At 69.9% G+C, this 23,382-nt stretch carries 25 protein-coding genes; 12 read left to right on the top strand and 13 right to left on the bottom strand.

Going from position 1 to position 23,382, the window contains the following annotated elements:
• Positions 1-93: 93 nt before the first annotated feature.
• Positions 94-444, bottom strand: a complete 351-nt coding sequence (locus RGD00_RS06835; RefSeq protein WP_310456559.1) for an H-type lectin domain-containing protein — start codon at positions 442-444, stop codon at positions 94-96.
• Between the two features lie 96 nt (positions 445-540).
• Positions 541-1,860, bottom strand: a complete 1,320-nt coding sequence (locus RGD00_RS06830) for a helix-turn-helix domain-containing protein (protein ID WP_310456558.1) — start codon at positions 1,858-1,860, stop codon at positions 541-543.
• A 121-nt stretch (positions 1,861-1,981) separates the two neighbouring features.
• Between RGD00_RS06830 and hisB the strand changes: the two genes are divergently transcribed.
• Together hisB and hisH are read left to right on the top strand one after the other, a co-directional pair.
• The gene (hisB, locus tag RGD00_RS06825; RefSeq protein ID WP_310456557.1) at positions 1,982-2,569 is read left to right on the top strand and encodes an imidazoleglycerol-phosphate dehydratase HisB; all 588 of its coding nucleotides are present in this window, start codon (positions 1,982-1,984) and stop codon (positions 2,567-2,569) included.
• A complete protein-coding gene (gene hisH, locus RGD00_RS06820) occupies positions 2,569-3,213 on the top strand; it encodes an imidazole glycerol phosphate synthase subunit HisH (RefSeq protein ID WP_310456556.1) in 645 nt (214 codons plus the stop codon). The genes hisB and hisH overlap by 1 nt, the downstream gene beginning before the upstream one ends.
• On the opposite strand, the gene RGD00_RS06815 is transcribed toward hisH, so the two are convergent.
• Together RGD00_RS06815 and RGD00_RS06810 are read right to left on the bottom strand one after the other, a co-directional pair.
• Positions 3,210-4,112: a DMT family transporter gene (locus RGD00_RS06815; protein WP_310456555.1), complete on the bottom strand. Its 903-nt coding sequence runs from the start codon at positions 4,110-4,112 to the stop codon at positions 3,210-3,212. The genes hisH and RGD00_RS06815 overlap by 4 nt on opposite strands.
• A 303-nt stretch (positions 4,113-4,415) precedes the next feature.
• Entirely contained in the window at positions 4,416-4,802 is a 387-nt protein-coding gene (locus RGD00_RS06810; protein WP_310456554.1) for a DUF2147 domain-containing protein, read from the bottom strand.
• A gap of 159 nt (positions 4,803-4,961) precedes the next feature.
• Here RGD00_RS06810 and hisA point away from each other — a divergent pair, with 159 nt between their 5' ends.
• Genes hisA through RGD00_RS06785 form a run of 5 tightly spaced genes read left to right on the top strand, consistent with a single transcriptional unit; the run spans position 4,962 to position 7,646 of the window.
• Positions 4,962-5,681 (top strand): 1-(5-phosphoribosyl)-5-[(5-phosphoribosylamino)methylideneamino]imidazole-4-carboxamide isomerase, encoded by a 720-nt coding sequence (hisA, locus tag RGD00_RS06805; RefSeq protein ID WP_310456553.1) that lies wholly within the window; start codon positions 4,962-4,964, stop codon positions 5,679-5,681.
• Positions 5,682-5,720: 39 nt separating this feature from the next.
• Complete coding sequence (hisF, locus tag RGD00_RS06800; protein WP_310456552.1) at positions 5,721-6,482, top strand: imidazole glycerol phosphate synthase subunit HisF; 762 nt, start codon at positions 5,721-5,723, stop codon at positions 6,480-6,482.
• Positions 6,479-6,892, top strand: a complete 414-nt coding sequence (locus RGD00_RS06795; protein ID WP_310456551.1) for a hypothetical protein — start codon at positions 6,479-6,481, stop codon at positions 6,890-6,892. Before hisF ends, RGD00_RS06795 begins: the two co-directional genes overlap by 4 nt.
• Positions 6,889-7,200, top strand: a complete 312-nt coding sequence (locus tag RGD00_RS06790; RefSeq protein ID WP_310456550.1) for a phosphoribosyl-ATP diphosphatase — start codon at positions 6,889-6,891, stop codon at positions 7,198-7,200. The genes RGD00_RS06795 and RGD00_RS06790 overlap by 4 nt, the downstream gene beginning before the upstream one ends.
• Positions 7,197-7,646, top strand: a complete 450-nt coding sequence (locus RGD00_RS06785) for a DMT family transporter (RefSeq protein WP_310456549.1) — start codon at positions 7,197-7,199, stop codon at positions 7,644-7,646. Before RGD00_RS06790 ends, RGD00_RS06785 begins: the two co-directional genes overlap by 4 nt.
• A 160-nt stretch (positions 7,647-7,806) precedes the next feature.
• Here RGD00_RS06785 and RGD00_RS06780 read toward each other — a convergent pair whose 3' ends face one another.
• The 4 genes from RGD00_RS06780 to proS all read right to left on the bottom strand — a co-directional run bounded on the left by RGD00_RS06780 (position 7,807) and on the right by proS (position 11,837).
• Positions 7,807-8,484 (bottom strand): ABC transporter ATP-binding protein, encoded by a 678-nt coding sequence (locus tag RGD00_RS06780; RefSeq protein ID WP_310456548.1) that lies wholly within the window; start codon positions 8,482-8,484, stop codon positions 7,807-7,809.
• A complete protein-coding gene (locus RGD00_RS06775) occupies positions 8,477-9,763 on the bottom strand; it encodes a lipoprotein-releasing ABC transporter permease subunit (RefSeq protein ID WP_310456547.1) in 1,287 nt (428 codons plus the stop codon). Before RGD00_RS06775 ends, RGD00_RS06780 begins: the two co-directional genes overlap by 8 nt.
• A gap of 398 nt (positions 9,764-10,161) precedes the next feature.
• Positions 10,162-10,431, bottom strand: coding sequence for a DksA/TraR family C4-type zinc finger protein (locus tag RGD00_RS06770; protein WP_310456546.1), 270 nt, complete (start codon positions 10,429-10,431; stop codon positions 10,162-10,164).
• 65 nt (positions 10,432-10,496) lie between these two features.
• Complete coding sequence (proS, locus tag RGD00_RS06765) at positions 10,497-11,837, bottom strand: proline--tRNA ligase (RefSeq protein WP_310456545.1); 1,341 nt, start codon at positions 11,835-11,837, stop codon at positions 10,497-10,499.
• 309 nt (positions 11,838-12,146) lie between these two features.
• Between proS and RGD00_RS06760 the strand changes: the two genes are divergently transcribed.
• From RGD00_RS06760 to RGD00_RS06745, 4 genes are all read left to right on the top strand, one after another.
• Positions 12,147-13,235, top strand: coding sequence for an AI-2E family transporter (locus RGD00_RS06760; RefSeq protein ID WP_310456544.1), 1,089 nt, complete (start codon positions 12,147-12,149; stop codon positions 13,233-13,235).
• Positions 13,232-13,930: a P-loop NTPase family protein gene (locus tag RGD00_RS06755; protein ID WP_310456543.1), complete on the top strand. Its 699-nt coding sequence runs from the start codon at positions 13,232-13,234 to the stop codon at positions 13,928-13,930. Before RGD00_RS06760 ends, RGD00_RS06755 begins: the two co-directional genes overlap by 4 nt.
• 27 nt (positions 13,931-13,957) lie before the next feature.
• Positions 13,958-16,129: an RNA degradosome polyphosphate kinase gene (locus RGD00_RS06750; RefSeq protein ID WP_310456542.1), complete on the top strand. Its 2,172-nt coding sequence runs from the start codon at positions 13,958-13,960 to the stop codon at positions 16,127-16,129.
• Between the two features lie 83 nt (positions 16,130-16,212).
• Positions 16,213-17,757: a Ppx/GppA family phosphatase gene (locus RGD00_RS06745; protein WP_310456541.1), complete on the top strand. Its 1,545-nt coding sequence runs from the start codon at positions 16,213-16,215 to the stop codon at positions 17,755-17,757.
• Positions 17,758-17,789: 32 nt separating this feature from the next.
• On the opposite strand, the gene RGD00_RS06740 is transcribed toward RGD00_RS06745, so the two are convergent.
• The 4 genes from RGD00_RS06740 to scpA all read right to left on the bottom strand — a co-directional run bounded on the left by RGD00_RS06740 (position 17,790) and on the right by scpA (position 22,316).
• A complete protein-coding gene (locus RGD00_RS06740) occupies positions 17,790-18,152 on the bottom strand; it encodes an AAA+ family ATPase (RefSeq protein ID WP_310456540.1) in 363 nt (120 codons plus the stop codon).
• A gap of 30 nt (positions 18,153-18,182) precedes the next feature.
• Positions 18,183-19,229 carry an endonuclease/exonuclease/phosphatase family protein gene (locus RGD00_RS06735; RefSeq protein ID WP_425603380.1) on the bottom strand — a complete coding sequence of 349 codons (1,047 nt, stop codon included), beginning with the start codon at positions 19,227-19,229 and terminating at the stop codon, positions 18,183-18,185.
• Complete coding sequence (locus tag RGD00_RS06730; protein WP_310456538.1) at positions 19,229-19,912, bottom strand: molecular chaperone DjiA; 684 nt, start codon at positions 19,910-19,912, stop codon at positions 19,229-19,231. The genes RGD00_RS06735 and RGD00_RS06730 overlap by 1 nt, the downstream gene beginning before the upstream one ends.
• A gap of 271 nt (positions 19,913-20,183) precedes the next feature.
• Positions 20,184-22,316 (bottom strand): methylmalonyl-CoA mutase, encoded by a 2,133-nt coding sequence (gene scpA, locus RGD00_RS06725; protein WP_310456537.1) that lies wholly within the window; start codon positions 22,314-22,316, stop codon positions 20,184-20,186.
• A 95-nt stretch (positions 22,317-22,411) separates the two neighbouring features.
• On the opposite strand from scpA, the gene RGD00_RS06720 reads away from it, so the two are divergent.
• Positions 22,412-22,876: a DUF4174 domain-containing protein gene (locus tag RGD00_RS06720; RefSeq protein ID WP_310456536.1), complete on the top strand. Its 465-nt coding sequence runs from the start codon at positions 22,412-22,414 to the stop codon at positions 22,874-22,876.
• A gap of 104 nt (positions 22,877-22,980) precedes the next feature.
• Here the strand turns inward: RGD00_RS06720 and RGD00_RS06715 are convergent, their stop codons facing one another.
• Positions 22,981-23,382, bottom strand: a complete 402-nt coding sequence (locus RGD00_RS06715; RefSeq protein WP_310456535.1) for a hypothetical protein — start codon at positions 23,380-23,382, stop codon at positions 22,981-22,983.

The raw sequence follows: 23,382 nt of genomic DNA, 5'->3' as shown, positions 1-23,382 counted from the left end.
CCACTGCCCCGGCGGGCGCTGGCCTAGCCGGGTTTCCCGGCCTCACCGCCCCTGATGGCACCGCCGCGCGAACGGGCGGTGTGAATGCGCCCCCTAGCGCACGTCCCACAGATCATCGTCGGGCAGCGCGCCGATGGCCGTCCAGTCGGCGCGGATGCGGGCGACCCGCGTGTCGCCCCAGGTGCGGAACACGATCTCGAACCCTTCGGCGGTGATGTTTTCCGCCGCGATATGGGCGCGGATGTTGGTTTCGCGGTCCATGTCCCACATGGCGATGCCGACGATCACCGCCGGGGGCGCGGTGAAGGCCTGATCGAACCGCACCGGATGGCGGCTTTCGCGCGGGCCCGCGCCGGCCCACATCGGGCCGTCGTCCGCGAAATCGGAAAACAGCAGGCTGCTGCCCTGGGTCACGCCGACGATCCGGCCATCGAATTTCTGCATGCGGGGTCCGTTCTGCAACCGGGCCGTGGCTAGGGGCCAAAGCGGGCGGAAATGTGATGCGGGGCGGGCGGCGGAATGGCCGGGCGGGGGGCGTGGTCAGGCACGGCGGCGCCCCTCGCCCATGATCGCGGGCTCGCGCCGGGCGGCGCAGTCGCGGCGCGGGCAGATGCGGCAGGACACGCCCACCGGCGTCACCGGCCCGCCCGCCGCGCCCTCCGGCCCGGTATCGGGCAGGATCAGCATATAGGCCCGCATCACCGGCGCACCGTCGAAGCCTTCGGGATAGACCGGCTGGCACCAGGCCAGCGCCAGGAACCGCGCGCCGAGCCTTCCCGCCACATCCACCCGCCGCCGGATCGGCAGCGCCGGATGCGCCAGCGCCAGATAGAGCGGCCACAAGGGACAGGCCGCCCCGAACCGCGGCAGCCCGAAACCCGGCAGCGGCTTGCGCTGGATCAGCGTGCCCGACCCGTCGCAGACCACCAGCCCGAAGGCCCCCGCATCGGCGGGCAGCGTCGCCAGCCGCCGGAACACCGCCGCCGGATCCACCCCGAACCGCCCCGCCAGCCGCCCCGGATCGGGCCCCAGTTCCGCCACCCCGGCCAGAAAGGGCGCCAGCGGCAGGCGCGCGGCATCCTCGCGATAGGTCGCCATCCAGTCCAGCGCCAGCCGCCGCGCCGCGACGCTCGCCAGTTCCGCCGCCCCCCCGATCAGCGATTCGGGTGCGGCGCCCTCTTCCAGCGCGGGCAGGTGCCAGTCCTGCCCGGTCAGCCATGCCTCCAGTTCCTCCTGCGGGGCGGCGAGGCCGGTTTCCTCGGCCGCCACCCCGTCGAGGTATCCCGCCAGCGCCTCCGCCCCCTCGGCCAGCCGGCCGCTGTCCTCGGCCAGGTTGCGCTCGAACCGCTGGCGCCAGTCGGGGTCGATGTCGGGGGTTTCCGACAGGATCGCGGCGGTGGCACGCACGGCGGTGGCGGCCGACAGGATCTCGTGCAGCACGGCCGACAGATGGGGGTCGTGGCTCATCCGGTCGCTCAGCGCCTCGATCGCGCGGTCGAGCTGCGACAGCCGGTCGTGCTGCTGCACCACCAGCCCGGCCCAACCGGGAAAGCGGCCGGCGAAATCCTCGATCTGGTCCACCTCGGCCGCGGGCCCCCGCGGGGGCCCCGCCTGCGCCGCGGCCTCGCGCAAGGTATCGGCCAGCCCCGCCTCCGCCTCGCCCGACAGCACGCCGGTCTCGACGCCGAGCGCACCGGCCAGCCGCGCCAGAACCTCCGCCCCGATGCGGCGGCGGTTGTGTTCGATCAGGTTGAGATAGGATGCCGAAATCCCCGCCGCGCGCGCCAGATCGGCCTGCCGCACCCCCAGATGGATGCGGCGTTCGCGGATGCGGGTTCCTGTCAGCGGCACTTGCGACATGGGGCGGGGGTCCTCCTGGCGGGGGCACGTTAGCGCAAAGCCCCGGCCTGCATAAGCCCTGCCCCTTTTCCTGCGCCCCCCCGCCGCCTATAAGGCCACATCCGCCCCGAAGGAGACCCCCATGCGCCAGGCGACGATCACCCGCAAGACGGCCGAAACCGACATCGCGGTGACGGTGAACCTCGACGGCACCGGCACCTGCGACAACCGCACCGGGGTGGGGTTCTTCGACCACATGCTGGACCAGCTGGGCCGGCATGCGATGATCGACCTGACGGTGCGGGCGACGGGCGATCTGCATATCGACGACCACCACACGGTCGAGGATACCGGCATCGCCATCGGCCAGGCGCTGGCCCGCGCGCTTGGCGACAAGCGCGGCATCCGCCGGTACGGGTCGTGCCACCTGCCGATGGACGATGCGCAGGTGCGCGCGGCGCTGGACCTGTCGGGCCGGCCCTTCCTGGTGTGGAACCTCGCGCTGCCCACGCCCAAGATCGGCACCTTCGACACCGAACTGGTGCGCGAGTTCTTTCAGGCGCTGGCCACCCATGGCGGCATCACGCTGCATGTGGACCTGCTGCACGGCGTGAACAGCCACCACATCGCCGAGGCCGCCTTCAAGGCCGTGGCGCAGGCCCTGCGCGCGGCGGTGGAACCCGACCCGCGCCGGGGCGATGCGATCCCGTCCACCAAAGGGGCGCTGTGATGGCGGGCCTGACCGTCCTGGTCGATTACGAATCGGGCAACCTGCATTCGGCGGAAAAGGCGTTCCAGCGCGTGGCGGCCGAAATGGGCGGGGGCGAGGTGCTGGTCAGCGCCCGGCCCGAGGATGTCGCCCGCGCCACCCGCGTGGTGCTGCCCGGCGATGGCGCCTTTCCCGCCTGCCGCGCCGCGCTGATGGACCGCCCGGGCCTGTTCGAGGCGATAGACGAGGCCGTGAGCCGCCGCGCGGTGCCCTTCCTCGGCATCTGCGTCGGCATGCAGATGCTGGCCGAATGGGGCCGCGAATACCGCGACACGCCCGGCTTCGGCTGGATCGGGGGCGAGGTCACGCGCATCGCCCCCGCCGACCCCGCGCTGAAGGTGCCGCATATGGGCTGGAACGATCTGGTGATCGACCGCCCGCATCCGGTGCTCGACGGCATCGCCAGCGGCGATCACACCTATTTCGTGCACTCCTACCACTTCCGCGTCGCGGATGCGGCCGACCTGCTGGCCCATGTCGATTACGGCGGCCCGATCACCGCCATCGTGGGCCGGGGCAACGTCGCCGGCACCCAGTTCCACCCGGAAAAAAGCCAGGCCACCGGCCTGCGCCTGATCGCCAACTTCCTGCGCTGGCGGCCCTAGCGCCGGCGCAGCAACCGCCCGTCGATCAGCACGAGGCCAAGCGCGATCAGCGCCATCCCCGCGATCTGGCGCGCCACCAGCACCTCGCCCAGAACCAGCACGCCCAACAACAGCGCCGTGACCGGGATCATGAAGGTCACGAGTTGCAGGTTCACCGGCCCGGCAGAGATCAGCAGGCGGAAATAGATCAGATAGGCCCCGGCGGTGGACATAAGCGCCAGCACCACCAGCGCCGCCAGCGCATGCGGGGGCGGCATCGGCAGCGTCCATGGCGCGTCGAACAGCAGCGACAGCGGCAGCAGCAGCAGGGTCGCCATGCTCAGCTGGCCGAAGGCCATGGCGACCGGCGACAGGCCCCCGGGCACGATCCGGCGGGCAAAGACGGTCCCGGTGGCATAGAAGAACGCCGCGGCGAGGCTGAGCATCTGCGCCCCCGCCTGCCCCGGCCCGCCCGACAGCGCGCCGCTGCCCACCATCACCGCCACGCCGGCCATGCCCGCCGCCACCCCGCCAAGGCGCGCGGGCGTCAGCCGCTCGGCGCTGGTGGCGATGCGCGCCAGCACCACGGTGAACAGCGGCACCGTGGCATTCAGCACCGAGGCGAGCCCGCTGTCGATCGTCCCCTGCGCCAGCGCCACCAGCGAAAACGGCAGCGCATTGTTCAAAAGCCCCAGCATCGCCAGCCCGCCCCAGGCCCGCGCCCCGCGCGGCAGGCGGATCCCGCGCAGCCGCATCACCCCGGCCAGCGCCAGCGCCGCCAGCGCCAGCCGCACTGTGACCAGCGTGAACGCGGGCACGGACGGCAGGACGACCGCGATGAAAAAGAACGACACCCCCCACAGCAGCGCCAGCAGGCACAGCAGCAACCAGTCGCTCCGCCGCATGCTCTGCGCGCTCATGGCACCCCCGGGGCAAATCACCGCGCATCCTTGCCCCCGCCCCGGGGGGGATACAAGCCCGTCCGGGCCGTGCAACCGCACAGGCCCCCGCCCGGCGGTTGCGCGGGCGCAGAGTGCGGGAGCCTCCGGCGGGGATATTTAAGTCCAGCCTGAAGAACCAGCGCGCTCCCTTCCGAAAGCATGTGCAGGTCTTCAGGCTGGCGCAAATATCCCGGGGGCGGCGGCTGGTGCGCCACTGGTTCGAGAACCAGCCGGCGCGGGCAGCGCCCCGGCCCTGTCCCCTTCGCCCGCGCACCGGCCGGGTTACTTCGCCCGCGTCCATTCCTGCGCCCGGCAGAACACCGTGACGCAGCCCGAAACCGCCAGCGTGTCGCCGTTCAGTTCCATCTTAGCGCTGTAGGTCTTGTCGCGGTCGGGCGCCCAGACCTTGCCGCCGCCGTATTTGCCGTTGCCCCTGGGCTGCATGTCCCAGACGATCCGCTTGCCGACATTGGCAGAGGCCATCGGCTTTCCGGCCGCATCGAACGCCTTGACCAGCGTTCCGCAGACCATGGCCCCGCAGGGCACGATTTCCACCTGGCCGAAATTGCCGTTGTCGTCCGGTTTCGTCTTCCACAGCCCCAGCACCGGATCGGCCAGTGCGGGCGCGGCGGCCAGTGCCAGCCCCGCCGCCAGAATGAGTCGCAACATGTCGGGTCTCCTCCCCCGGATGATCACGCAGGCCAGCATCCGCCAGTCCCGCCCGCCCGGCAAGCCCGACCCTGCGGCAAGCCACCTTGGCAAAGGGCGCGCATTCTGCCAAGGAACCCCCGCCGGGCGCAGGCCCCGGGCCAGACGCAGGAGCCGCCGATGATCCTCTACCCCGCCATCGACCTCAAGGACGGCCAGTGCGTGCGCCTGCTGCGCGGCGACATGGACAAGGCCACCGTCTTCGGCGACGACCCGGCGGCACAGGCGGCGGCCTTTGCTGCGGCGGGCTGCGACTGGCTGCATCTGGTCGACCTCAACGGCGCCTTCGCCGGCACCCCCGTGAACGCCGCGGCGGTCGAGGCGATCCTTGCCCGCGTCGAGGTCCCCTGCCAGTTGGGCGGCGGCATCCGCGACATGACGACCATCGCGATGTGGCTGGAAAAGGGCCTTGCCCGCGTCATCCTCGGCACCGTGGCGGTGGAAAACCCCGCGCTGGTGCGCGAGGCCGCGCGCGCCTTCCCCGGCCGCGTCGCCGTGGGCATCGACGCCCGCAAGGGCCGGGTGGCCACCAAGGGATGGGCCGAGGAAACCGATGTGATGGCGACCGACCTCGCCCGCAGTTTCGAGGACGCGGGCGTGGCCGCCATCATCTACACCGACATCGACCGCGACGGCGCGATGGCGGGCCCCAATATCGAGGCGACCGCGGCCCTTGCCCGCGCCGTCGCCATCCCCGTCATCGCCTCGGGCGGCGTCAGCCGGATGGAGGACCTGCTGGCGCTGCGCGACACCGGCGTGATCGCCGGTGCGATTTCCGGCCGCGCGCTCTACGATGGCGCGATCGACCTTGCCGCGGCCCTTGCCGCGCTCAGGGCCTGAGCCCTTTTCCCGCCCGCCCCGCCACGCTAAGATCCGCCCATGCTCAAGACCCGCATCATCCCCTGTCTCGACGTGGCCGACGGCCGCGTGGTCAAGGGCGTCAACTTCGTCAACCTGATCGACGCCGGCGACCCGGTGGAGGCCGCGCGCGCCTATGACGCGGCGGGGGCGGACGAGCTGTGCTTTCTCGACATCCACGCCACGCATGAAAACCGCGGCACGATGTACGACCTCGTGACCCGCACCGCCGAACAGTGCTTCATGCCGCTGACCGTGGGCGGCGGCGTGCGCACGCCCGAGGACGTGCGCGCCCTGCTGCTGGCGGGGGCGGACAAGGTGTCCTTCAACTCCGCCGCCGTGGCCGACCCCGATGTGGTCGCGCGGGCCGCCGACCGTTTCGGGTCGCAATGCATCGTGGTCGCCATCGACGCCAAGACGGTCGCGCCGGGCCGGTGGGAAATCTTCACCCACGGCGGGCGCAGGCCCACCGGCATCGACGCGGTGGATTTCGCCCGCACCGTGGCGGCCAGGGGCGCGGGGGAAATCCTGCTGACCTCGATGGACCGCGACGGCACCCGCGCGGGATTCAACATCCCCCTCACCCGCGCCATCGCCGATGCGGTCACGGTGCCCGTCATCGCCTCGGGCGGGGTCGGCACGCTCGACCATCTGGTCGAGGGCGTGACCGAAGGCCATGCCTCGGCCGTGCTTGCCGCCTCGATCTTCCATTTCGGCGAATTCACCATCCGGCAGGCCAAGGACCACATGGCCGCCGCCGGCATCCCGGTGCGGCTGTCGTGACGCTGGCATGGCAGGATATCCGCCTGGAGGAAGGCGATATCCACCAGACGCCCTGCGACTGCTGCGGCACGACCACCAGCCGGATCGAGGGCGAATTGTTCGCCCCCGCCGGCTGGCTGGCCTTCTATGCCCTGCGCTTCGCCGCCGGGCACCGCGACCACGGCGTCCTGTTCCAGATCGGCACCGGGGACTGGTCCTCCGGCGATCCCGCGGCACGCCAGCTGTTCCGCGCGGTATACGACCCGGCGGCAGAGGGTTTCCGGATCACCGACATGCCGCAGGACACCGGCGCCAACGCCACCGCGCTGTCCCGTGCCGACATCCTCGGCACCCCTTTCGCGCCCCGGGCCTTCGCCATGCTGGATGCGATATTCATGCACGACAGCCGCCTGCAAGGAATGCTCAGATGAGTACGCTCGACCGCCTCGCCGCCACCATCGCCGCCCGCAAGGGCGCGGACCCGGACAGTTCCTGGACCGCCAAGCTGCTGGCGAAGGGCCCCGAGAAATGCGCCGAGAAATTCGGCGAAGAGGCCATCGAGGCGATCATCGAGGCGGTGAAGGGCGACCGCGCGCGCCTGACGGCCGAGGCCGCGGATGTGATCTATCACCTGCTGGTGATGCTGGCCGCGCGCGACGTGACGCTGGCCGATGTGCTGGCCGAACTGGAACGGCGCGAGGGCACCTCGGGCATCGCCGAAAAGGCGGCGCGGCCATGAACCCCGACCATCTGCGCTTTGCCGCGGTGATGCTGGCCGCGGGCGCCGGGGTGCCGGTGCTGGCGATGCTCAACGCGCAGCTCGGGCTCCGGCTCGGCGCGCCCGCGGCGGCGGCCTGCGTGCTGCTGGTGGTGGCGTTCCTGGGCGCGGTGGCGGTGATGCTGTTCACCACCGGCCCCGCGCCGCTGGCGAAACTCGCCGCGCAGCCGCGCCACCTGCTGTTCGGCGGGCTTCTGATGACCTTCTACCTCGTCAGCGTCACGGTAGTCGCGCCACGCTTCGGGCTCGGCAACGCGATCTTCTGCGTGCTGGTGGGCCAGATGGTCTCTGCCGCGGTGATCGACCATTTCGGGCTGATGGGCGCGCCGGTCAAGCCGATCAGCCTGATCCGCGCCACCGGCATCGCGGTGATGGCCGCGGGCGTGCTGCTGACGCAAAGGGGCTGATCCCCGGCGTCGGCCGCGTGGCGGGTGCTGTGTTCGAGTATTTCCGGCAAGATGAAGCCACCGGCGCGCCCGTCCCGCACTGGCGCACCCCTGATCATTTTCTGTCCCTAAATATCCCCGCCGGAGGCCCCGCACCCTCCGCCCGCGCAACGCCTTCCGGTCAGACCACCCGCCCCGCCTCCAGCCGCACCACCCGGTCCATCCGCGCGGCAAGGTCCATGTTGTGGGTCGCGATCAGCGCCGACAGGCCGGTTTCGCGCACCACCTCCATCAGCACGCCGAACACCTGCGCCGAGGTCGCGGGGTCGAGGTTGCCGGTGGGTTCGTCCGCCAGCAGAAGCTTCGGCGCATTGGCCAGCGCGCGGCAGAAGGCCACGCGCTGCTGTTCGCCCCCCGACAGCGCCGCGGGCCGGTGGCCGGCGCGGGCGGCAAGGCCGACGCGGGCCAGCAGGCCCTCGGCCCGCGCCCGCGCCGCGGCGGCGCCTGCGCCATTCGCCAGTTGCGGCAGCACGATGTTTTCCAGCGCGGTGAATTCGGGCAACAGGTGGTGGAACTGGTAGATGAAGCCCACCTCGCCCCGGCGCATTTCGGTCCGCGCGCGGTCGGATGCGCCCTGCATCGCCCGCCCGGCGATCGCCACCTGCCCCGCATCGGGCGTATCCAGAAGCCCCGCCACATGCAGCAGCGTCGATTTCCCCGCACCCGAAGGGGCGACCAGCGCCACCACCTCGCCCCGCGCAACGGAAAGGCTTGCCCCCTGCAACACCCGCACCTCGCCCGGGCGGTTGCGGTTGTAGGTCTTTTCGATCCCGTCGAGCATCAGCACCGCGTCACTCATAGCGCAGGGCCTCCACCGGGTTCATGCGCGCCGCGCGCCGCGCGGGAAAGATGGTGACGATGAACGACAGACCCAGCGACAGCCCCACCGCCTGCATCACATCGGCCAGCCGCAACTGCGCCGGCAGGTTGTAGATGCCCCGGATCGACGGATCCCAGACGCCGCCGCCCGCGACCCAGTTCACGAAGGAAAACACCGGGTCGATATAGATCGCGAACAGGCATCCCAGCACCACCCCCGCCGCCGTTCCCGCCAGCCCCGTCGCCGCGCCGCAGATGAAGAACACCCGCAGGACGGACCCTTCGGTCAGGCCCATCGTGCGCAGGATGCCGATGTCGCGGCCCTTGTTCTTGACCAGCATGATCAGGCCCGAGACGATGTTCATCGCCGCGATCAGCACGAGGATGGACAGGATCACGAACATCACGTTGTCCTCCACGTCCAGCGCGCGCAGGAAGCTGCCGGCGCTGTCGCGCCATGTCCAGACCAGCGCATGGTCGCCCGCCGCCTGCATCAGGCGCAGCGCGTAGCCGTCCACCGCCTCGGGGTTTTCGACCATGACCTCGATCTCGTCGGCCACGCCCTCGCGGTTGAAATAGCTCTGCGCCTCGGCGAAGGGCATGTAGATGCGGGTGCGGTCGATGTCGTAGCGCCCGGCGGTGAAGATATAGACCACCTCATAGGCGTTCACCCGGGGCGAGGTGCCGAAGGCCGTGCGCACCCCCTCGGGCGAGATCAGGCGGATGCGGTCGCCCGCCACCACGCCCAGTTCGCGCGCAAGGCCGGACCCGATGGCGATGCCCTGATCGAACCGGGCGATGTCGCCCTCGAAGGTCTCTGCCCGGCCGACGCGGGGGATGGTGCGCAGGTCGTCGAGCGTGATGCCGTAGACCTCCGCCCCCGCGTTGCGCCCCGTGGCATTGGCCATCACCTGGCCGCGGATCAGGGGGGCGGTGCGGGTGACGCCGGGGATTTCGGCGATGCGGGCGGCCGTTCCGGCGTAATCCGCCATCGTCCGGTCGAGCCCGCCCGCAGGCGTCTGCCGCGCGGCGGAATAGACGGTGACATGGGCATTGGCGCCCAGGATCGTGTCCACGAATTCGGCGCGGAACCCCGCACGCACCGCCAGCGTGGCGATCAGCGCGAACACCGCCAGCGTGATGCCGACAAGGCTGATCCAGGTCATCACGCTGACCCCGCCCTCGGCCCGCCGCGCGCGCAGATAGCGCCAGGCGATCATCCATTCGAAGGCGGCGAAGGGGGCGGTTCTGGCGGCCATGGCGGCTCCGGTTGTGGCTGGCGGGCACCATGGCGGCGGGTGGGGCGAAGGTCAAGCGAGGGGCTGCGGGGCGCGGCCCGGCCTACGCCGATGTGAAGGGGTTCGGGGGGAGCGCCGGCCCCGCGCCTGCAACACCCCGCCCCGGGCCGCATCGACATTCGCGCCATGACGGGGCCGGGCGGGATCAGGAAACGCACTGCGTTTCCCCCGCCCGTGGCGCGGCGATGGCGCCAGGGACGGTGATGCCGGGGAAAATGGAGAGGCCGGCGCCCGCCATGGGCGGGGCGGGCGCTGGCCGGGGGCTTTGGGCCACCGGCCGGGGCAACTCCACGCGCCGGATATGGCGAAGGCACGCGCCTTCGCCAGCCTGCCCGGGGGAACAAATTGCCCCCGCAGGGTCACTTCAACTGGCTGTCCTTCGATCCGCGCCGGTTGATGCCGCCGCGCAGGACGGGCCGTGCGTCGCGGGTCTGCTGGCAGTCGATGCAGAGCTTGACGCCCGGGACCGCCTGCCTGCGCGCCTCGGGGATCGGTTCGTCGCATTCGGCGCAATGGGTGAAGCTTTCGCCCCGCGGGCGCGGGCGCGCCCGCATCCGGGCGAGTTCATCCCCGATCGACGCCTCGATCTGTTCGTTCACCGCGCCGTCATGCGCCCAACCGCCGGCCATCGCCCTTCCCCCGGATGCCACCCGTTCAAGATGGGCGGCGCGGGGGTGGGGGTCAAGCCGGGGGCTCAGGGATGCGCGGCGTAGATCTGCGCGATACGGTCCACCGCGGCCTCGGGGCTCATTTCCTCGGATTCGCCGGTGCGGCGGCTGGTCAGTTCCACCTTGCCGTTCGCCAGCCCGCGCGGCCCCACGGTGATCCGCCACGGCAGGCCGATCAGGTCCATCGTCGCGAACTTGGCCCCCGCGCGTTCGTCGCGGTCATCGTAGAGCGGTTCCAGCCCCTGCGCGGTCAGCGCCTTGTAAAGCCCCTCGCAGGCCGCATCGGTCGCGGCGTCGCCCTGTTTCAGGTTCACGATCCCCACCGGGAAGGGGGTCACGCCCTCGGGCCAGATGATGCCCTTGTCGTCATGGCTCGCCTCGATGATCGCGCCCAGAAGGCGCGACACGCCGATGCCGTGGCTGCCCATGTGGACGGGCACGCGCTCGCCCTTGTCGTTGACCACCACCGCGCCCATCGGTTCGGAATACTTGGTCGAGAAGTAGAAGATCTGCCCCACCTCGATCCCCCGGCCGACCTTGCGGTGCGCCTCGGGGATCTGGTCGAACAACGCGGGGTCGTGGGTTTCGTCGGTGCGGGCGTAGAGGGTGGTGAATTCCTTGCAGATCCCCGCCACCTCGGCCCGGTCGTCGAAATCCACCACGCGGTCGCCCAGTTTCAGGCCCGTCACCCGGTCGTCGTAGAACACTTCCGACTCGCCCGTCGCCGCCAGCACCAGGAATTCATGCGTGTTGTCGCCCCCGATGGGGCCCGAGGCCGCGCGCATCGGGATCGCCGTCAGCCCCATGCGTTCGTAGGTGCGCAGATAGCTGACCATGTGGCGGTTGTAGGCGTGCAGCGCGGCGTCCTTGTCGATGTCGAAGTTGTAGCCGTCCTTCATCAGGAACTCGCGCCCCCGCATGACGCCGAAGCGCGGGCGGATCTCATCGCGGAACTTCCACTGGATATGATAGAGCGTCAGCGGCAGGTCCTTGTAGCTGCCGACATGGCTGCGGAAGATGTCGGTGATCATCTCCTCGTTCGTCGGCCCGTAGAGCAGATCGCGCTTGTGCCGGTCGGTGATGCGCAGCATTTCCTGCCCGTAGTCGTCGTAGCGGCCGGATTCGCGCCACAGGTCCGCCGGTTGCAGCGTGGGCATCAGCAGCGGGATGTGGCCGGCGCGCGCCTGTTCCTGATGCACGATGTCCTCGATCCGCCTGAGCACGCGATAGCCGAGCGGCAGCCAGGAATAGATCCCCGCGGCCTGCTGCTTGATCATGCCCGCGCGCAGCATGTAGCGGTGGCTGACGATCTGCGCCTCGGCGGGGTTTTCCCGCAGGACGGGCAGGAAATAGCGGGACAGGCGCATCGGTTCCTCCGGTGGGATTGGCACCCGCAGGGATTATGCGATCCGCAGGGGGCAGGCAAGCGGGGCGGGGCTTTGCCTTCGTCCAAAGCGCACCGTGCGGGGGAAGCCCCGCCGCCGCGGGTGAGAAACGGATGCATCCTGCCCCCCGCGCGCGCCTTCCGGCGGCCGCGATGACATCCCGCCGCCGCACGGCCCCCCATGTCCACGGGCGCTTTGCGCCCCGCCCTCTTCACCTTCGTGATCCCCCTGCCCCTTGCAACGCGGGCGGGGTTGGGCAATCTGATGGCGTCGGGCGGAAGGGATTTTTCGATGGCATTGTCGATCCGGGAACAGTTGCGGTACTGGGGCATCGCCGCGGCGGTTTTCCTGCTGATCCTGTGGCTTCTGGGCGATGTGATCCTGCCCTTCCTCGTCGGCGGCGCGATCGCCTATTTCCTCGATCCCGTGGCCGACCGGCTGGAACGCTGGGGCATGAGCCGGGTGCTGGCCACCATCACCATCTCGGTCGTCGCGGTGCTGGTGGCGGTGCTGCTGGTTCTGGCGGTGATCCCGACGCTGGTGTCGGAACTGCGCGCGCTGATCAACACCGCGCCCGACCTGCTGACGCAGTTGCAGACCTTCCTGATCGACCATTTCCCGGAAATCCGGGACGAGACCAGCACCATCCGCCAGACCCTGGGCGAGATCGGCGAGGGGATCAAGTCGCGCGGGGGGGAACTGGCGAACAGCCTGCTGACCTCGGCCATGGGGGTGATCGGGGCGGTGCTGTTCATCGTCGTCGTGCCGGTGGTGGCCTTCTACATGCTGCTGGACTGGGACCGGATGATCGCCCGCATCGACGACATGCTGCCGCGCGACCATGCCCCGGTGATCCGCCATCTGGCGCATGAGATCGACCTGGTGCTGGCCGGGTTCGTGCGCGGGCAGATGTCGGTCTGCATGATCCTCGGCGGGTTCTATGCCGTGGCGCTGACGGTGGCGGGGCTGCAATTCGGGCTGGTGATCGGCGCCATCGCGGGGGCCATCGCCTTCATTCCCTATGTCGGCACGCTGGTGGGCGGCGTACTGGCCATCGGGCTGTCGCTGTTCCAGTTCTGGGGCGACTGGCTGTCGATCGGGATCGTGGTGGCGATCTTCGTGCTGGGCCAGTTCGTCGAGGGCAACATCCTCACGCCCAAGCTGGTGGGCGGGTCGGTGGGCCTGCATCCGGTGTGGCTGTTGTTCGCGCTGTCGGCCTTCGGATCCCTTTTCGGGTTCGTGGGCATGGTGGTGGCGGTGCCGGTGGCGGCGGCGATCGGGGTGCTGATGCGGTTCGCGGCGCAGAAATACGAATCGAGCCTGCTGTACCGGGGCCTAGGCCGGCGGCCGCCGGCCGGAACCGACGGGGACGCGGGATGAACCGGCAGCTGATCCTCGACCTGCCGGTGCGGGTGGCGCGGGGGCGGGCGGATTTCATCGTCTCGCCCGCCAATGCGCAGGCGCTGACGGCGGTCGAGGGCTGGCGCGGCTGGCCGGGGGGCAAGCTGGTGCTGGCGGGCCCCCCTGGCGCGGGCAAGACGCATCTGGCCCATGTCTGGGCGGCGGCGAGCGGGGCGGCGGTCATCGCCGCCGCCGACCTGCCCGGGGCCGACCTGCCGGCGCTGGCCGCGACCGGCGCGGTCGCGGTCGAGGATGCCGACCGCATCGGGGGCAAGGGCGCGGCCGAACGCGCGCTGTTCCACCTGCACAACCTGCTGGTGGCAGAGGCGCGGGGCGCGCTGCTGGTCACGGCCGCCGGCCCACCGCGCGACTGGGGCCTCGCGCTGCCCGATCTGGCCAGCCGCATGCAGGCCGCCGGACTTGCGCGCATCGGCAGCCCCGACGACGCGCTGCTGGCCGCGGTCCTGATCAAGCTTTTCGCCGACCGGCAACTGGCGGTCGCGCCGGGGCTGATCGACTGGCTGGTGCCGCGCATGCCGCGCGCGCTGGATGTGGCGCAGGCGCTGGTCGCGGCGCTGGATGCGCGCGCGCTGGAACAATCGCGCCCCGTCACCCGCGCGCTTGCCGCCGAAGTGTTACAAAACCTTGTTGAAGATGCGGCAGAAGGCGGATGACGCCACCAGCCGGAGTGTAGGGATCTTATGACCCAGGCCGATTTTCTTGCCGCCCCCTTTCCCGATCCCGTGACCCTGCCGGATTCCGAAACCCGGGGCCCGCGGCGGTTCTTCAACCGGGAACTGTCCTGGCTCGCGTTCAACTGGCGGGTGCTGGACGAGGCGGCGAATCCCCGCGTGCCGCTGCTGGAACGGCTGCGGTTCCTGTCGATTTCCGCCACCAACCTGGACGAATTCTATACCGTCCGCGTGGCCGGGCTGCGCGAACTTGCGCGGGCGAACAAGAGCACGCTGTCCGATGACGGGCGCACGCCCGCCGAACAGCTGGTGCTGATCAACGCCGATGCGCGCAACCTCATGCAGGTGCAGCAGAAGGTGTTCAACAAGCTGAAGCGCGAGATGGAGGATGCCGGGATCGCCATCCTCAGCCGCGCCAAGCTGACGGTGCGCGACCGGGCCTTCCTGCAGGAACATTTCGTCGCCAAGGTGTTCCCGGTGCTGTCGCCGCTGGCCATCGACCCGGCGCATCCCTTTCCCTTCATCCCCAACACCGGCTTCTGTCTGGGGCTGGAACTGGAACGCATCGCCGACCGGCGCAAGCTGCGCGCGATCCTGCCCATCCCGCAGCAGATCGCGCGATTCGTGGTGCTGCCGGGCAAGGAAGGCGAATACCGCGTCCTGCCGATGGAAGAGATGCTGTTGCTGCATCTGCGCAGCCTGTTCCCGGGATACGAGGAAACCGGCCACTGCACCTTCCGCGTGCTGCGCGACAGCGACATCGAGGTCGAGGACGAGGCCGAGGATCTGGTGCGCGAGTTCGAACACGCGCTGAAACGCCGCCGGCGGGGCGAGGTGATCCGGCTCAAGATCTCTGCCGGCGCGCCGGAGGGGCTGCGCGCGCTGATCATGGCCGAACTCGACGCCGCCCCCGACGAGGTGGTCGAGGTGCGCGGGCTGGTGGGCGTGGCCGACCTGAAGGAACTGGTGATCGACCGGCGCGACCTTCTGTGGCCGCCCTTCACCCCGCGCGTGCCCGAACGGGTGACGGACCACGACGGCGACATCTTCGCCGCGATCCGGCAGAAGGACATGCTGCTGCATCACCCCTACGAGACCTTCGACATGGTGATCCGCTTCCTGCAACAGGCGGCGCGCGACCCCAATGTGCTGGCGATCAAGCAGACGCTCTACCGGACCTCGCACGACAGCCCCATCGTCGATGCGCTGTGCGAGGCGGCGGAGGGCGGGAAATCCGTCACCGCGCTGGTCGAACTCAAGGCCCGCTTCGACGAGGCCGCGAACATCCGCCAGTCCCGCCGGCTGGAACGCGCGGGCGCCCATGTCGTCTACGGCTTCATGCGCTACAAGACCCATGCCAAGATGTCGGTCGTGGTCCGGCGCGAGGGCGAGAACCTTGTCACCTACAGCCATTTCGGCACCGGCAACTATCACCCGATCACCGCGCGCATCTATACCGACCTGTCGCTGTTCACCTGCGACCCGGCCCTGGGGCGCGATGCGACCAAGGTGTTCAACTACCTGTCGGGCTATGCGCAGCCCGAGGGGCTGGAAAACCTCGCCATCAGCCCCATCGACCTGAAATCCCGCCTGCTGGACCTGATCGGGGCCGAGGCCGACAACGCCCGCGCCGGGCGGCCGGCGGAGATCTGGGCCAAGATGAACAGCCTGATCGAACCCGAGGTGATCGACGCCCTTTATGCCGCCAGTCAGGCCGGGGTGAAGATCAGCCTCGTCATCCGCGGCGTCTGCGGCCTGCGCCCCGGCATCAAGGGGCTGTCGGAAACCATCCGGGTGAAATCCGTCGTCGGGCGGTTTCTGGAACACAGCCGCATCGTCTGTTTCGGCAACGGCCATGCGCTGCCCTCTGCCCATGCGCGGGTGTTCATGTCCTCTGCCGACTGGATGGGGCGGAACCTGCTGCGCCGGGTGGAAACGCTGGTCGAGGTGCGCAACCCCACCGTCAAGGCGCAGATCACCAACCAGATCATGGCCGCCAACATGGCGGACGAGGCGCAAAGCTGGATCCTCGCCCCCGATGGCAGCTATGCCCGCAATCTGGCCGCGAAGGACGGCGATCTGTTTTCCTGCCACCGCTTTTTCATGGAAAACCCGTCGCTGTCGGGCCGCGGGCGGGCGGGGGCGGCGGATGTGCCGCGGCTTGCCCACAGCCGCGGCTGATCGCACCGCCGCGCCCGCAAAGGATTGACGCCGCGGGGCGGCATCGGCATCGTCGCGCCAACCGTCGCAGATGGAGACCGCGGATGAACGAGATCCAGCCCCCGGCACCCGACGACGCCGGCCCTTTCGGCCGCCCCCTGTTCGAAGACCCCTCGGCCCGTGCTTTGGCCCGGGTGGGGGTGGTGGATGTGGGGTCCAACTCTGTCCGCATGGTGGTGTTCGACGGGGCGGCGCGCAGCCCGGCCTATTTCTACAACGAAAAGGTGATGGCGGGTCTGGGCAAGGGGCTGGCCGAAACCGGGCGGCTGAACCCCGAGGGCCGCGCCCGCGCGCTGTCGGCGCTGCGCCGTTTCGCCCTGCTGGCCGAGGACATGGCGATCGGCCCGCTGACCGTGGTGGCGACGGCCGCGGTGCGCGAGGCCGCCGACGGCCCCGAATTCCGCGATCAGGTGTTTCGCGAAACCGGCCTGCGCCTTTGGGTCATCGACGGCGCCGAAGAGGCGCGGCTGTCGGCGCAGGGCGTCCTGCTCGGCTGGCCGGGGGCCGAAGGGATCGTCTGCGACATCGGCGGCAACTCGATGGAACTGGCGCGCATCGGCAAGGGCAAGGTCGGGCGGCGGGTATCGACGCAGCTCGGCCCCTTCCGGTTGCAGCAGCTTCGCGGCGGGGCGAAGGAACGCGCGGCGCATGTGGCCGCGGCGCTCAAGCCCGTGCGGGCGGATCTGCAAACCGAGGGCGCGCGGATCTACCTTGTCGGCGGATCGTGGCGGGTGTTCGCGCGGCTCGACATGGAACGGCGCGCCTATCCGCTGACGGTGCTGCACGAATACCGCATGACGCCGCAATCGGTGCTGGAAACGGTGGACTGGATCGCCCGGACCGACCTGCCCACCCTGCGCGCGCGCATCGGCGTTTCCGCCGAACGGATCGAGCTTTTGCCGCTGGCCTGCGAGGTGCTGGCGGAAATGATCCGCGTGCTGAAGCCGCGCGAAATCGACGTGTCGGCCTATGGCATCCGCGAGGGGCTTTTGTACGAACAGATGCCCGAACGCCTGCGCGCGCGCGATCCGCTGCTGGAGGCCGCGCGCATGGCAGAGGTGACGCAGGCGCGCATGCCGGGCTTCGGCAAGCGGCTGTTCCATTTCCTCCTGCCGCTGTTCAAGGGCCTGCCGGACGAACGGCTGCGGCTGGTCAAGGCCGCCTGCCTGCTGCACGACACCACATGGCGCGCGCATCCCGACTATCGCGCCGAGGTCTGTTTCGACAACGCCACGCGCGCGAATCTCGGCGGGCTCGACCATGCGGGGCGGGTGTTCCTGGGGCTGGCGCTGCTGCACCGCTACAAGAACAACCGCGCGGGCACCCGGTTCGAGCCGCTGTTGCGCCTGCTGTCCGAAGACCAGTTGCGCGAGGCCGAGGTTCTGGGCAAGGCCATGCGCTTCGGCGCGATGTTCGCCTTTGCCGATCCCGAAAGCGCGGGGCAGTTGCGCTGGCAGCCGAAAAAGCGGGTGATCACGCTGGCCCTGACGAAACGCGGGCGCGACCTGTTCGGCGAGGTGGCACAGGCCCGCTTCGCCGCCTTCGTGCAGGCGATGCGGGCCACGGCGGATGTGCTGGACGCGGGCTGAGGGCGGGCCCGGATCGGCCTTCGCCGATCCCCCTAGATCTCGATCTCTTCGCCTTCGGGCAGATCGGGCAGCGCCGGTTCCGGCATCTTGCGGCGCAGGATGATATCGCCGTTCGGCAGCTTTTCCGGCGCGTGATAATTGCGGATGTCGCCGATCATTTCGGCCAGATCCTCCAGCACCGGGCGCATTTCGGTGAAGGCGCGGCCCATCTCGTCCAGCGCCGGTTCCATTTCCGACAAAAGCCCCCGCAGCAGGCGGCGCGCGCCTTCCTCCAGCAGGTCGGCGCCTTCGCGCAGGTCGCCGCCGTCCTTGGGGGCGTCTTCAGGCGCCCCGGTCTGCGCGGCCAGCGGGCCGGCGGCAAGGGCAAGGCAAAGGGCAAGGATCAGGCGTCGCATGGCCCGACCCTACCCCATCCCCCGGCAGGGTCAAAGCGCCAGATCGAGCGTCACCGGGAAGTGATCCGACGCCGCCAGCAGCGCATCGCGCAGGCCCGCATCCTCCCAGCACTGCGGATCCTCGAACGGATGCCAGATGCGCCAGCGCGGATCCCGCGCGCAAAGGTCGGGCGACACCATGATGTAATCGAGCAGCGCCGACAGATACCGCCCCTCCTCGGCCAGCCAGAACCGCGAACTGGTCGGCGCGGCGGCCAGCGGATGGTGCAGCGCGCGGCGCGCGTTCGGGTCGTGCAGGCGCAATGCGGGCGCGGCGTCGAGGCCCATCACCACCTCCACCCCCGACTGGCCGAAGCCGTTCTCGTATTCGTCCAGCCCCGGACCGTCGTTCAGGTCGCCCAGAACGATCAGGCTGTCGCCCGCGGCCAGATGATCCTCGACCCGCGCGCGCAGCCACAGGCATTGCGCCAGTTGCTTGCGGCGGTTGGCCAGCGCGATGGCATGCGCCGCCTCGGGATTGCGCGCGCCGTGGGGGGCCTTGGATTTCAGATGCACCCCGATCAGCCGCAACGCCTGCCCGCCCCCCGCAGGCCGCAGCACCAGTTCCAGCGGCGGGCGGGCGAAGCGCACGTGATCCACCTGCCCGTCGGCATTCAGGTCGATGCGGAACACGCCGTCGAACCGCGGCGCGCGGTCCTGCCCGCGCCGGCCGCGGGCCGGGCCCTGCGGGTCGTGGACCGCCGCCACCCGGCCGGGGTCGTAAAGCAGCGCGAGTTCCTGTTCGGTTTCCGAGGCGAAGCCCATCAGCGCGCTGCGGGTGCGCAGGCCGAAGGCGGCGGCGAAGTTTTCCAGCGCCCGCACGGTGGACCGGCGGCGGCCCTCGTTCGGGGCCTCGACCACCAGCACGGCGTCGGCGTCGATGGCGGCAAAGACCCGCGCCAGCGCCGCCACCTGCCGGGCGCGGCTGACGCCGTGGCGCCCGCCCGGGGCGTCATCCGGCAAAAGCTGGCCGTTGTCGTCGAAGAGCGCGTTGAACCATTCGACATTGTAGGTTGCGAGGCGGAACATCGCAGGCATCAGGCCGCCCGGGCGCGGCTGATTTCCTCCCACGCCGCGTTGATGTCGACCAGGCGGCGTTCGGCCAGCCGCAGCGCCTCGGGCGGCACGCCGCGGGCGACCATGCGGTCGGGGTGGTTGTCGCGCACCGCCTGCCGCCAGGCGATGCGGATTTCGGCCAGCGGCGCGCCAGGGGGCACGCCCAGAACGTCATGGGGATCGCGCGGCGCACCCGGCACGAACCGCGCCCGGAGCGCGCGGAACTGTGCCTGCCCGATGCCGAAGATCGCGGCGACGCGGGACAGGAAGATATCCTCCGCCTCGTGATAGTCGCCATCCGCCACCGCGATGTGGAACAGCCCCTCCATCAGGTCGGCCAGCATCTGCGGATCGCCCGCGAACATGCGCGCGATCTTGGCCGCGTAATGGTCGAACCCCGCCACATCCTGCCGGGCGAGGTTGAAGACGCGCGCGGCGTTCGCCTCCTCCCCCGGCGGGATGGCGAATACCTGGCGGAAGGCCGTCACCTCGTCGCGCGTGACCAGCCCGTCGGCCTTGGCCATCTTGGCGCCGAGGCCGATCACCGCGATGGTGAAGGCGACGGACCGTTCCGGCGGCGTGCGCAGGCGGTCGAACACGGCGGCAAGGCCCTCGCCATTGGCGAGGGCCGCGAGGGCTTGGGCGATGCGGGTCCAGATCGACATGGCGCCAGCATAGGGCCTCGGCGCGATGCTGTCAGGCCGGAAGTTTCCGCGACTGCAAAGGGACCATGCCCGGCCTCTGGTTCGGTGCAGAGCGCGGGAGCCTCCGGCGGGGATATTCAGGGACAGAAAATGAACAGGGGCGTGCCCTTCCGGAAAGAGCACGCACCGTGGCTTCATCTTTTCAAAAGTACTCCGGGGTCCGGGGCAGCGCCCCGGCACCGCGCCCTCCGCCCGCACCACCGCCGGGCAAAGGGCGCGGGGCCGGGCAAGCCTACTTGCCCCGCGCCTCGCGGATCAGGCGCAGGATGTCGCGCGCGGCACTGGGGATGTTGGTGCCGGGGCCGAAGATCGCCTTGATGCCGTGGTCGTAGAGGAACTGATAGTCCTGCTGCGGGATCACGCCGCCGCAGATCACCAGGATATCCTCTGCCCCGCGGTCCTTCAGCGCCTGCACCAGCTGCGGCGCCAGCGTCTTGTGGCCCGCGGCCAGCGACGACACGCCGACCACGTGGACGTCGTTGTCGATGGCGTCCTGCGCGGCCTCTTCGGGGGTCTGGAACAGCGGGCCCACGTCCACGTCGAAGCCGATATCGGCATAGGCGGTGGCGATCACCTTGGCGCCGCGGTCATGCCCGTCCTGCCCCATCTTGACCACCAGAAGGCGCGGGCGGCGGCCTTCCTGTTCGGCGAATTCATCGACCTCGCGCTGGATCGCGGCAAAGCCCTCGTCGCCCTCGTAGGCCGCCCCGTAGACGCCCGAAAGCGTCCTGACCTCCGCCCGGTGGCGGCCGAACACCTTTTCCATCGCGTCGCTGATCTCCCCTACGGTGGCCCGGGCGCGCGCGGCCTCGACCGCGGCGGCGAGCAGGTTGCCGCCCTCGGCGGCGCGGCGGCCGAGTTCGGCCAGCGCGGCCCGGCATTGCGCCTCGTCCCGCCCGGCGCGCACGGTGTTGAGCCGCGCGATCTGCGCCTCGCGCACCTTCACGTTGTCGATGTCGAGGATGTCGATCGGGTCTTCCTTGGCGAGCCGGTACTTGTTCACCCCCACGATGACCTCTTCGCCGCGGTCGATCATCGCCTGCCGCCGCGCCGCGGTTTCCTCGATCCGCAGCTTGGGCATGCCCGAGGCGACGGCCTTGGTCATGCCGCCCATCGCCTCGACTTCCTCGATCAGCGCCCAGGCCTTTTCGGCCAGTTCCGCCGTCAGGCTTTCGACATAGTACGACCCGGCCAGCGGATCGACGACATGGGTGATGCCGGTTTCCTCTTGCAGGATCAGCTGGGTGTTGCGCGCGATGCGGGCGCTGAATTCGGTGGGCAGCGCGATCGCCTCGTCCAGCGCGTTGGTGTGCAGCGACTGGGTACCGCCGAGCGCCGCCGCCAGCGCCTCGTATGCCGTGCGCACGACGTTGTTGTAGGGATCCTGTTCCTGCAACGACACGCCCGAGGTCTGGCAATGCGTGCGCAGCATCAGGCTGCCCGTCTTCTGCGGGTTGAACTCGCTCATGATCCGGTGCCACAGCAGGCGGGCGGCACGCAGTTTCGCCGCCTCCATGAAGAAGTTCATGCCGATGGCGAAGAAGAACGACAGCCGTCCGGCGAAATCGTCGACGTTCATCCCCCGCGCCAGCGCCGCGCGCACATATTCGCGCCCGTCGGCCAGGGTGAAGGCCAGTTCCTGCACCAGGTTCGCCCCCGCCTCCTGCATGTGATAGCCGGAGATGGAGATGGAGTTGAACTTGGGCATGTCGGTCGAGGTGTATTCGATGATGTCGGCGATGATCCGCATCGAGGGTTCGGGCGGATAGATATAGGTGTTCCGCACCATGAATTCCTTGAGGATGTCGTTCTGGATCGTGCCCGACAGAAGGCTGCGGTCCACGCCCTGTTCCTCGCCCGTGACGATGAAATTGGCGAGGATCGGGATGACGGCACCGTTCATCGTCATCGACACGGACACCTTTTCCAGAGGGATGCCGTCGAAGAGGATCTTCATGTCCTCGACCGAATCGATGGCCACGCCCGCCTTGCCGACATCGCCCGGAACGCGCGGGTGGTCGCTGTCATAGCCGCGGTGGGTGGCAAGGTCGAAGGCGACCGAAACGCCCTGCTGCCCCGCCGCCAGCGCCTTGCGGTAGAAGGCGTTCGATTCCTCTGCCGTCGAAAAGCCCGCATACTGGCGGATCGTCCAGGGCCGGCCGGCATACATCGTCGCCCGCACGCCGCGGGTGAAGGGCGCCACCCCGGGAACCGTGCCCATATGCGGCAGGTTCGCGGTATCCGCGCTGGTGTAAAGCGGCTTGACCGCGATCCCTTCCAGCGTGTCCCAGGTCAGGCTGTCGGGATCGGCGCCCTTGAGTTCCTTCGCGGCGAGCTTGCGCCAGGCATCGAGATTTTCGGTCATGCTTGCAGTCCTTCCGCTACCGCCGCACGCGGCGGGGCCGTTACCCTTTTGTTTTCCGTCCCCATGCGCCTATATGAGGCGCAACCGGAGGACGCATGAAGCCAGCCATCAGCCTGATCCTTGCCATGCTGCTGCCCCTTGCGGCGCTGGCCCAAGCCGCAGCACCCGCAGATCCCGCCGCCGTCCCCGCCCCCTGGGCGCCGGTCGAGGCGGCGGGGGTGGATCTGGAATCCTTCCACTGGATCAGCCGGCCCATCGTCGTCTTCGCCGACAGCCCGCAGGATCCGCTGTTCCTGCAACAGATGAAGCTGCTGGCGGCGGATCCGGCGGGGCTGATCGAGCGCGACGTGGTGGTGATCGTGGATACCGACCCCGCCGCCCGCACGCCCGTGCGCCAGGCGCTGCGCCCGCGCGGCTTTTCGCTGGTGCTGATGGACAAGGACGGCAAGGCGATGCTGCGCAAGCCCCTGCCCTGGGACGCGCGCGAGATCACCCGCGCCATCGACAAGTTCCCCCTGCGCCGGCAGGAGATGCTGGAACAGCGGCCCTCGGGGCGGTAGGGGTTTGGCTGGATGAAGGGCGGGATCGCCCACCTCACCGGGCCGCAGGGTGGGCAATCCTGCCCATCCTCCCCGCCAAGGCGGTATCCGACCGACCCGCAAGCTCATCGGGACACCCAGTCGCGCGCGATCACCATGCCGATCAGCCCGTAACCCGCGAGGGCGACCAGAAGGCCCGCGTCGTGGGATATCGTGCCGGACGCGGCCATCCCGCCCAGGGCCGCCGCGCTGGCCAGACCCACGAGCCACAGCAGCGCCACCCGCAGCCACCGCACCCGGCCGAACACCAGCCGCATGACGAGGCCATAGGCCAGCGCGGCCCAGGCGCCCTTCACGCCGGTGTTCAGCACATGGATCCAGACCGGTGCGCCGCCGGGGGTGGGGATGCCTGTCAGCGGGATAACCCGGCCAAGGGTCATGACATAGAGAACCTCCAGCAGGAACCATGTGAGGAAACCGGCAGCGAGAGCACCGAGCACGCCCAGATACCGCCGCGCCGATCGCAT

The organism is Ruixingdingia sedimenti, assembly GCF_031432425.1.
GTDB classification, from domain to species: Bacteria; Pseudomonadota; Alphaproteobacteria; order Rhodobacterales; family Rhodobacteraceae; genus Ruixingdingia; species Ruixingdingia sedimenti.
The sequence above is the reverse complement of the archived record's forward strand: the minus strand, read 5'-3'. Positions and strand labels throughout refer to the sequence as shown.